The sequence below is a fragment of the Sulfitobacter sp. HI0129 genome (genome assembly GCF_001635395.1).
In the GTDB taxonomy this organism is placed as follows: Bacteria; Pseudomonadota; Alphaproteobacteria; order Rhodobacterales; family Rhodobacteraceae; genus Sulfitobacter.
On the sequence record NZ_LWGH01000246.1, the window covers coordinates 1 to 9,812 of the forward strand.

Here is a 9,812-nt window from a genome sequence, read left to right on the forward strand (position 1 = left end):
TTGCTCGGCCATCACCGCGCTGCCCCCAAGCTTGGTATAGGCGAACAACATGCTGTCTGGGTGGTGCCAGGTATGGCCCGTCTCATCATGGGGCGGGGCCGGCAGGCGACCGTCGGGGCCGGGGCTTTTCCAGTCCGGCTGCCCTTCGAGATTGGCACCATGACAGGCAGCGCAATAGTCATCGTAAATCGCCTTGCCCAAGGCGACGTCACCGGCAATCTCTTCCATCGCGGCGACGCCCTTGTCATCCGAGATGCTCCAGATGATCGTTCCGGCCACCACCAGACCGGCCAGCCCCAGACCGGAGATGAGCGCCGCGCGATTCATGAAACCACGATCCGAGTCGTCATGCCCGATGCCGCGTGCGACAGCATATGGCAATGCAGCAGCCATTGGCCCGGGTTATCCGCCACGAAAGCAATCTCCCGTGCCGCACCACGTTCAATCAACGTCGTATCGCGCAGTGGGCCGAGCACACCGTTCTCCCCCATTTCATTAAAATGCATCCCGTGCAGGTGGATGGCATGGGGGAAGGCGGTATCGTTCGTCACCCTGAGCTGCACATGCTCCCCGCGGGAAAGTTTTGCCAAGGGCTCATTATCCATGCCATCGGCGGAACCGTTGAACGCCCAGAAGCGTCCCGCCTCCACCAGCTCGCCCATCGATTTCGGCTGACCGTTGAGCGTGGCCGAACGCAGCCCGCCCATCGCGCCGCCTTCCATCTTCAGGTTCAACCGGGTGGCCTGGGCCAGATCTACAACCTCATGCCGGTTCGAAGGAAGGGCCGCGGGTTGGCCCCGGCGACTTTCGGACGCCTTGCTGTCGACCTCAAAAGCGACCTGGCTGAAACTCTCCTGCCGGTCGAGGTGCAGGATATGCGCGGCCTCGCCCGGTTCCGTTACCACATCCACGATAAGATCGGCCCGCTGGGCGGAACCGAGGATGATCGGTTCCGTCACCGCAAGCGGTTCTTTGAGCGGCATGCCATCCAGTGCGATGATCCAGCCTTCCATCCCGTGCAGTTGCAGCGGAAAGGTACGCGCGTTCGAGGCGTTGATAAGACGCAGGCGGAACCGTTCGTTCTGCTTTGCAGGCACGGTCAGGTTGTAGGTTCCGTTGGTCGTGACGTAGTTGCCCATCCGTCCCGCATGGCTCTGCGCATGGGGGGAATCGAAATCCCCGGCGATCTGGCTGGTCTGCGGATCAATGAGCCAGTCATCGAAGATCAGGACCTCTTCGCGATCAACATCCGGCTTATCAGCTTCTTCCACGATTAGCGCGCCGTAAAGGCCGCGCGCCACCTGTTCGGTTGAGCGGTTATGGGCGTGATACCAATATGTCCCCGCATCGGGCGCCACGAAATCATAGTCGAAATCGGCCTTCGGCTCGACCGCGGGCTGGGTCAGCCCCGCCACGCCGTCCATCTCATTGGCGATGCGAATACCATGCCAATGCACAGAGGTCGCCTGCGGCAGCGCATTCTGCAGTTTGCGCTGAACCCGCGCACCTTGGGCCACGCGGATTTCAGGGCCAGGTGCCCGGCCTTCGAACCCCCAGATGGAGGTCGTGCCATAGGCTTCCGGCAAAAGCTGGATGTCGCCCACCTGTGCATTCAGGGGGGTAATACCCGTGGCCGCCGACAGCGGGCCGCGGGGCAGCAAGGCGAATGCGCCCGCGGCGGAAAGAAATTCGCGTCGGCTCAACTTAGGCATGGTCGTTACATTCCCTTATGGATCACTGTCCATGATATAGGTCGCCATCGCCTGCAGGTCATCGTCTGTCAGGAAACCTGTGCCATATTGCACGACTTCCGCCATCGATCCGCCAAACACATCCCCGCTGGGGGTGATGCCGGAACGCAGGGCATAGGCCAGATCATCCACTGTCCAGCCACCCTCTGCGAGGTCGTCCGCACGGATAGACGGTGCCTTGCCCCCTACGGGGAGTTTATCGTTGCCCCTGAACTGCTCACCGGGAATTCGCGCACCTGCGAAATTACGGGGGGTATGGCAGGCGGCGCAATGCGCGGCACCATTCACCAGCCAGCGGCCCCGGTTCCAGACATCGCTCTTGCCCTCGACCGGCTCGACGTTGGGCGGGTTGAGATAGGCAGCCCGCCACAGCTTCAGCCCCCAACGCTGATCGAAGGGAAAGGACACGTCATGCGCAGGCGCGGATTCTGCGACCGCCGGTACCGTCTGGAAGGCGGCCCATAGATCGGCAATGTCCTGATCAGAGAATTTTCCGTAAAAGGGATAGGTGAAGGTCGGGTAATAAGGTTTTCCGTCGGGGGAAATGCCCTGCCGCACTGCCCGGGCGAAGTCCTGCACGGTCCAGTCTCCGATACCATGTACCGGATCGGTCGTCAGGTTCGGCGGGTAGAAAAGACCGAAGTCGGTCGGCAGCGGCGCGCCTCCGGCCAGTGGCTTGCCACCGGCTTCGGCATTGGTGTGACAGGCGATGCAACCGCTCGCCCGGGCAAGATAGGCCCCGCGTTCCGCGTTACCCGCCTGCGCGATTGCGGCCACCGCATTGCCGACCGGCCAGAAGATCAGGGCCGTGATGGTCACAACGGCTCCGACCGCACCCAGGGTGAACAACCAAAGCAGAACCCGCATGATGCTAGTTCTTCTCTGCGCGGAACTTCTGATGGCAGGCAGAGCAGGTCTGCGTGACTGCCGCGAAGGCTGCGTCCGTCGGCAAGGCCGCGACCTCTTCGACGGTCATCATCTTGTCTTCACCGGCAGCAGCGCCGCCCATCATGGTAGATGCACCGCCACCCATCATCGACGAAGCGCCACCGCCCATCATCGAAGACGCGCTGCCTGTATCCATCATTCCGCCGGAACTGCCCCCCATCATCGACGAGGATTGGCCGCCGCCATCCTTCTTGGCGAGGCCGTTCTCGGCACCCTCCTTCAGCCCAGTCGCGTAGACCTGCAACTTTTCTGCGAGGGCCGCGAACTCTTCAGGCTCTTCCCAGATTGCGGGCAGTGCAACCGAGGGCATGGCATCGCTGCCTTCGGGGAACAGCTTGACCATGTCCTCACCCGCATGGGCTATGAAAACATCGGCCGCCGCACGTACCGCGTCAGCGTCGTAGTCTTCCTTGCCGCGCATGATCGGCGCCATCGCCTTCACCGCCTTGCTCATGGCCGACATGCCGTCCATGCGCTCTTTCACGACACCGGTCGCCCCGCTGTGTGCGAGCGCGGCAGCCCCGAAGGAGACCGTCAGAGCAGCCGTAATCCAGTACTTCATCGCCATTGGGGAGTTTCTCCTCAGTTGATTCCGTTCGCGCGCTGCAATTCGCGCACGTAGGCCGCCACCATCTTCACATCGGCATCCGTCAGCCCCTCCACAGGGGGCATGTTGCCGAAGTTCCAGTGATGCGCCCGCACGCCGTTTTTCGCGGCGAGCAGGAAGGCCGCATCACTATGGTGGCTCGGTTCGTAAATCTTGTGGACGAGCGGGGGCGCGACACCGTTCTGGCCCGCGGCATTCGCCCCGTGGCAGGCGGCGCAGGACGTATCGAACACGCGCTTGCCCACTTCTGCTGTCTGCGAAAGCTCGCTCGGCAGAGCGACCTCCACGATCGGGTCGCCCTCTTCCACGGACGACAGATCAGGCGGCGTCATCGAATGGCCAGCCATCGTGTCTGGCTGCGTTTGCTGCCAGATCACGACCGCACCCCCGACTACGAAAAACGCAGCGATGAGCAAACCGGTTCTTGAGATCATATCAGCTTGACCTGCGCGCCGACCGGCGTGCGCCCAAAGACTTCTTCGATATGCTCGTTATAGAGCCCGATGCACCCGTTGGAGGAGGCGCGCCCGATCTTCCGGGTGTCCTGCGTGCCGTGGATACGGTAGTAGGTCCAGCTCAGGTACAGGGCGTGGGAGCCCAGCGGATTGCGCGGATCACCGCCTTCGATGCGGGCAGGCCAATCCGGATTACGCTCAAGCATCGAAGGCGTGGGCGACCAGCCGGGGGCCACGCGCTTTTCGATTACGCTGGTATAACCGCGCCGTGTCAATTCGTCAGAGACAGGCACCGAAGTCGGATAGATCCGCATTTCACCATCGGCCGTCCAGTGCTGCAAAACCTTGTTGTTCGTATCAGACAGAATGATACCGCTGCCGATGCTGTCGAAGTGATCCTGCCAGCGGTGAAGCTCGAAAGCGGACTGATTGCGCCGGATCGGGGCAGTACCCTGGGCCTTCAGGATCGAAGGCGCGAACAAGCCTGCACTGCCCGCCGAAAGCATGAGCGACCGGCGGGACATCAATGATTTGCTGTTGGACATAATTCCTGTCTCTTCCTCGTTGCTGCTGTTGTGGATAATAAGCCAGCCGCGCGTAATGAGAACCACGCAGGGGCCTGTGTTTTGTAAAGTTATGTAACGTACCCGAAGGCAGCGATGCCTGTTGATGCGTGCATTTCAACCTTCAGCCAGTGACCGGCTGTAATACAACCCGCGTCCCGATGGGCACAAGTCCGTAAAATTCCACGATATGATCATTGGTAAGCCGTGCGCAGCCGTTGGAGACGCGCTGCCCGATGGTAGAGGGATCGTCCGTGCCATGAATGCGCAGATAGGTATCCCAGCCACCTTGATCGAAAAGATAAAGCGCCCGTGCGCCCAACGGGTTATTCGGCCCACCCGGCATACCATCGGCGTAACGCGCGTATTTCGCAGGCTCCCGTTCGATCATGCCGGGGGTGGGTGTCCATGGCGGCCATTTGCGCTTGTGCGCCACGTAGAACTCGCCCGGCTCATAGAGCCCCTGCCGCCCGATCCCTACGGAATAGCGCAGCGCCGTTCCACCCCCGAGCGTCCAGTAAAGCGCGAATCGGTTTGGGTTCACATGTATCTCGCCCGGCACGGGCACCTCGGGATAATCGACGATGCGCGGCAGCATGGATTCGGGCAGACCCGAAGGGGGAATCATCGCGTCGTATTGTTCTGGGGTATGGGCCAAGGCCCCCCGCGCCATAGCCATGGACGCGATAGTGCTCGTCAGGAACTCACGTCTTTTCATGTCTGCTCTCTCCTCTGGGACGTTTCTATCGGACGAAGCGCACGTCCCTGCGCCTCTCGCGTATCTTCTTCCTGCGTTTCCGCCTCTGTAGCGCGCGGCAGAACCACGGTCGCACGTAGTCCGCCTTCGGCGCGGTTCGACAATTTTATGGAACCCCCATGCTCCAGAACGATGCTCCGCGCGATGGAAAGCCCCAGTCCATGCCCACCGGTATCAAGCGACCGGGAGGTCTCCAGCCGCACATAGGGATCGAAGACGGATTCCAGCTTTTCTTCGGGGATGCCGGGGCCGTCGTCATCGATCACGATTTGGGCCGTATCATCGCTCAGGCTCCAGTCCACACGGGCGCAGCCCCCGTACCGCTGGGCGTTCTCGATCAGGTTCCGGAGCGCCCTGCGCATTGCCGCGGGCTTCACCGGAACGATCAAAGGCGCCGTTCCGAGAACCTGCAGATTTGCGATTTGCAGACCCTCGATCGATTCAGCCAAATCCGTAGGGCGCACTTCTTCGTGAAGACCGACGCCCTTGGCGAAATCCAGGGTCGCGTCGATCATGTGTTGAAGCTCTTCGCTGGAGGCCACGAGCGAACGCCGCGTCTCCGGGTCGTCGACCATTTCCGCCCGCACCCGAAGCGCGGTCAACGGTGAACGCAGATCATGCGCCAGTGCCGCGAGCATCTGGGTCCGGTCCGAAACGAAGCGGGTAAGTCTGTCCTGCATGGTGTTGAAGGCATGGGTCAGTTCGCGCACCTCACGCGGGCCCACCACCGGTATCGCCCCTTTCCCCGCCCCACGGCCCAGCCGCTCGGAAGCGCGGGCCAACCGGTTGAGCGGCCCTGTCAACCGGGCGAGCAAGAACCAGAAGCTCGCAATGAGCAACAGGATCGCGCTCACGAAAAAGGAAGCGTTGGAGGCGAGCGACCATTGCAGCGGAGGCCGCTCGAACCGCGTCCCCACGTTCAGCCACTCCCCTCCCGCCAGCGCGATGGAAAGCTCCAGCTCGATCGCGGCAAGACTCGCCCGCATCATTTCGACATGCAGTTCTGCCATCTCGGGCAACAGGTTTGGCAGCGGCAGGACTTCCTGTTCCACCGCATGGATTTCCACCCGGATGTCACGCCTGTAGCCGTCCCCCAGCAGGGCGCGGACACGTGCTTCGACGGCGCCGCCGGGGTCGTGATCGGTATGCATGACCGCCGGCTCTTCGGACAGGTCAAATCGAACCAACGGCGAATTCGCGGCGCGAATGATCTGGGGATGCAGGTTTTCCGGCGCCCCCTCGATCAGTTTGGCGACGTTTGCGGCCCGGCCAGCCGCTTCCGCTCCGATCGCGGCCTGAACGGCGAGCGAACGTTCGTCCACGAAAAACCAGAGGCTGATCGCCTGCGCAATAATCAGAACCACGAGCACCAGAAGCGCGATCTGCGTACGCAGGCGCAGGACGAATGGCCTCACGCAAGAACCTCGACATCGCAGGTCAGGCTGTAGCCGGCGTTGCGCACCGTACTGATCAGCCTCGGGCCGCCATCCCCCTGCTCGATCTTGCGGCGCAGGCGGCTCACCTGATTGTCGATCGTCCGGTCGAGCGGCCCCGCGATGCGCCCGGTGCTAAGTTCAAGCAGCTCATCGCGGCTGATTACCGTGCGCGGCCGCTCCAAGAACAAAGAAAGCAGCTTCAACTCACCCGAGGTAAGCTGCGTGCGCGCCCCTTCCGCGTCCTTGAGCATCCGGGCATCGTAATCCAGTTCAAGATGCGCAAACCGAACCATGTGCCCCGCGAAAGCCTCCCGCTGGGCACCCCGCGTACTACGGCGAAGGATCGCATTGATCCGCGCCAGCAATTCGCGCGGATTGAACGGTTTGCCCAGATAATCATCTGCCCCGCCGTCGAGCCCGGCGATGCGGTCGTCATCCTCTCCCAGCGCGGTGAGCATCAGAACAGGGGTATCGCTGTCCCGGCGCAACCGCTTGCATGCGCTCAGCCCGTCTTCACCGGGCATCATCACGTCCAGCACGATGAGGTCGAAACTCGCCTTTGCACGCTGGCGATCCATCTCCGCCGCGTTGCGCGCGACGGAGGTGCGCATCCCATTGCGTTCAAGATAGCGCGACAAGGACGCCCTGATTTCGGCGTGGTCGTCGACGACAAGGATATGCGGCTCTTGGGTCATACCCTGCCCATGTATATCCGAGATCGAAACCGATTGCCGCTCCCGGTTTGTCACCATTTGTAACCGAACTGTATCCAATGCCATATCGCGAAATATAGCGCCGACCACAGGGGTTGCACACCCATCCACGGCGTGCGGATTCGATCACGACTAATGCCAGATTGAATATCGCATAGGTCCAGTGTAGAGCAATAAGATGGCGCTACCGGTCGAAACGTTTTTCCTGCACCCCGAAGCTCAGGGAACGCTGCAGCAGCAGATCCAGCAGATGATTGCGCAGGGGATCCTCTCCGGCAGGTTCCGGCAGAAAGAAAAACTGCCATCGACGCGCAAGCTGGCCGCCCATCTGGGCGTCAGCCGCATCACGGTCACGATCGCCTATACCGAACTGCAGGCCAACGACTACCTCGTGAGTCGTGGGCGCTCCGGTTACTACGTGTCGGAGAATGCCCCGGCCCCGCCCGAATTTGCCCTGCCCGCGCGGAGGCTCGATGCTGTCGACTGGTCGCGGGCTATCGGTCAGCGTTTCGCAGGGGGCGCCGCACTCACCAAACCGCAGGACTGGAACCGCTATCGCTATCCGTTCATCTACGGGCAGGCGGATGCGAGCCTGTTCGATCACGCCAACTGGCGCCTTTGTGCGCTGCAGGCGCTCGGCCAACGTGATTTCACCGCCCTTACGACGGATTATGGCGATCAGGACGACGCGCAACTGATCGAATTCATCGCCCGGCATACCCTCCCGCGCCGGGGCATCACGGCGCGGCCCGAGCAAATTCTTATCACCATGGGGGCGCAGAACGCGCTCTGGCTTACGGCGCAGGTGCTGCTGACCCAGCGACGGCGTGCCGTGCTCGAAGACCCGTGTTACCCGGCACTGCGTGACATCCTTTCGCACACCCGTTGCCACGTGACGCCAGTACGGGTAGACCATGAAGGTCTGCCGCCCGCCGTCATACCGGCAAGTACCGACGTGATATTTTCAACCCCCAGCCATCAATGCCCGACGACGGCAACCATGCCGATCGACCGCCGCCGGGCGCTGCTTGACCGCGCCCGGGAAATGGATGCCCTGATCGTGGAAGACGACTACGAATTCGAGATGTCGTTCCTCAAACCTCCGTCCCCGGCGCTGAAGTCGCTGGATACGGATGGCCGGGTGATCTATGTCGGAAGCTTCTCCAAATCCCTCTTTCCGGGTCTGCGGCTGGGATACCTCGTGGGCTCCGAACCCTTCATTCGCGAAGCCCGCGCTCTCAGGGCCGCCGTGCTGCGCCATGCGCCCGGGCATATTCAGCGAACGGCGTCATATTTCCTGTCGCTCGGCCATTATGACGCGCTGATCCGGCGCACGGGCAACGCGCTGCACGAACGGCGTATCGTCATGGAAAAGGCGATTGCAGATCATGGCCTTACCATCGCGGGGCGCGGGGCCTACGGCGGCTCCTCCTTCTGGATGCGTGCGCCCGAAGGGGTGAACACGGATGACTTTGCCCGCAGGCTACAGGCACGCAGCGTGCTAATTGAACCGGGGCACGGGTTCTTCGCGGGCCGCACCCGGCCTGCCAACTTCTACCGGCTTGCCTATTCGTCCATCCCCGCGGGCCGGATCGCCGACGGTGTTCGCCTGATCGCGGAGGAACTACAGAGTGCCCCCTGATCTGGCGCTAACCGGGCAGGTAAACTGGCCCTAACCCCTTTCCGCGACGCGGCATACCCTGCGCCCAAGCGGATTCCCGTTTTCTCATACACCCAAGGATAGCCCATCATGAAGATGACCACCGAAGAGGCCTTCGTCAAAGTTCTGCAGATGCATGGCATCGAAAAGGCCTTCGGCATCATCGGCTCGGCCATGATGCCGATTTCAGACCTTTTCCCCGCCGCCGGCATCCAGTTCTTCGACGGGGCGCATGAATGCAATTCTGGTATGATGGCCGATGGATACACCCGCGCGTCGGGCAGGATGTCGATGATGGTGGCCCAGAACGGCCCGGGCATCACGAACTTCGTCACACCGGTGAAAACCGCCTACTGGAACCACACGCCCCTGCTGCTTGTGACCCCGCAGGCGGCGAACAAGACGATTGGACAGGGCGGGTTTCAGGAAGTGGAGCAGATGGCGCTCTTCCGCGACATGGTGGCCTATCAGGAAGAAGTCCGTGATCCATCCCGCATCGCCGAGACGCTGAACCGCGTGATCCTTCAGGCAAAGCGCCATTCCGCCCCCGCCCAGATCAACATCCCGCGGGATTTCTGGACGCAGGTCATCGATATCGAACTGCCTGCCATCGTCGAGTTCGAGCGCCCCTCGGGCGGTGAACAGGCTCTGGATGAAGCCGCCCGCCTGCTGTCGGGGGCGAAATTCCCCGTCATCCTCAACGGCGCTGGCGTAGTGATCGGCGGGGCTATCGACGCCTCGCGGCAGTTGGCCGAACGGCTCGATGCGCCGGTGGCCTGTGGCTATCAGCACAACGATGCCTTCCCCGGCTCGCACCCGCTTTCCGTCGGCCCGCTAGGCTACAACGGGTCGAAGGCCGCGATGGAACTGATCGCAAAGGCCGATGTGGTGCTGGCGCTGGGCACCCGGCTCAATCCTTTCT

The 9,812-nt window shown here is 62.1% G+C and carries 11 protein-coding genes; 2 read left to right on the top strand and 9 right to left on the bottom strand.

What is annotated here, in order from left to right:
• From A3764_RS04425 to A3764_RS04465, 9 genes are all read right to left on the bottom strand, one after another.
• Positions 1–228: c-type cytochrome (locus A3764_RS04425; protein ID WP_236628014.1), on the bottom strand; the 228-nt coding region annotated here is incomplete at its 3' end.
• Between the two features lie 95 nt (positions 229–323).
• Entirely contained in the window at positions 324–1,712 is a 1,389-nt protein-coding gene (locus A3764_RS04430; protein ID WP_067924475.1) for a multicopper oxidase family protein, read from the bottom strand.
• A gap of 15 nt (positions 1,713–1,727) precedes the next feature.
• Entirely contained in the window at positions 1,728–2,618 is an 891-nt protein-coding gene (locus A3764_RS04435) for a c-type cytochrome (RefSeq protein WP_067924477.1), read from the bottom strand.
• Positions 2,619–2,622: 4 nt separating this feature from the next.
• Complete coding sequence (locus A3764_RS04440) at positions 2,623–3,267, bottom strand: cytochrome c (protein ID WP_067924478.1); 645 nt, start codon at positions 3,265–3,267, stop codon at positions 2,623–2,625.
• 14 nt (positions 3,268–3,281) lie between these two features.
• A complete protein-coding gene (locus A3764_RS04445; RefSeq protein WP_443069044.1) occupies positions 3,282–3,737 on the bottom strand; it encodes a c-type cytochrome in 456 nt (151 codons plus the stop codon).
• Positions 3,737–4,285 carry a L,D-transpeptidase gene (locus tag A3764_RS04450; protein WP_443069045.1) on the bottom strand — a complete coding sequence of 183 codons (549 nt, stop codon included), beginning with the start codon at positions 4,283–4,285 and terminating at the stop codon, positions 3,737–3,739. Before A3764_RS04450 ends, A3764_RS04445 begins: the two co-directional genes overlap by 1 nt.
• 163 nt (positions 4,286–4,448) lie before the next feature.
• A complete protein-coding gene (locus A3764_RS04455; RefSeq protein ID WP_067924488.1) occupies positions 4,449–5,042 on the bottom strand; it encodes a L,D-transpeptidase in 594 nt (197 codons plus the stop codon).
• The gene (locus A3764_RS04460; RefSeq protein ID WP_067924489.1) at positions 5,039–6,496 is read right to left on the bottom strand and encodes an ATP-binding protein; all 1,458 of its coding nucleotides are present in this window, start codon (positions 6,494–6,496) and stop codon (positions 5,039–5,041) included. Before A3764_RS04460 ends, A3764_RS04455 begins: the two co-directional genes overlap by 4 nt.
• Positions 6,493–7,212 (bottom strand): response regulator, encoded by a 720-nt coding sequence (locus A3764_RS04465; protein ID WP_067924493.1) that lies wholly within the window; start codon positions 7,210–7,212, stop codon positions 6,493–6,495. The genes A3764_RS04460 and A3764_RS04465 overlap by 4 nt, the downstream gene beginning before the upstream one ends.
• Positions 7,213–7,408: 196 nt before the next feature.
• Here A3764_RS04465 and pdxR point away from each other — a divergent pair, with 196 nt between their 5' ends.
• Together pdxR and A3764_RS04475 are read left to right on the top strand one after the other, a co-directional pair.
• Positions 7,409–8,872, top strand: coding sequence for a MocR-like pyridoxine biosynthesis transcription factor PdxR (pdxR, locus tag A3764_RS04470; protein ID WP_067924500.1), 1,464 nt, complete (start codon positions 7,409–7,411; stop codon positions 8,870–8,872).
• Between the two features lie 108 nt (positions 8,873–8,980).
• Positions 8,981–9,812 (top strand): thiamine pyrophosphate-binding protein (locus A3764_RS04475; RefSeq protein ID WP_269085013.1); only part of this gene is annotated, 832 nt, incomplete at its 3' end.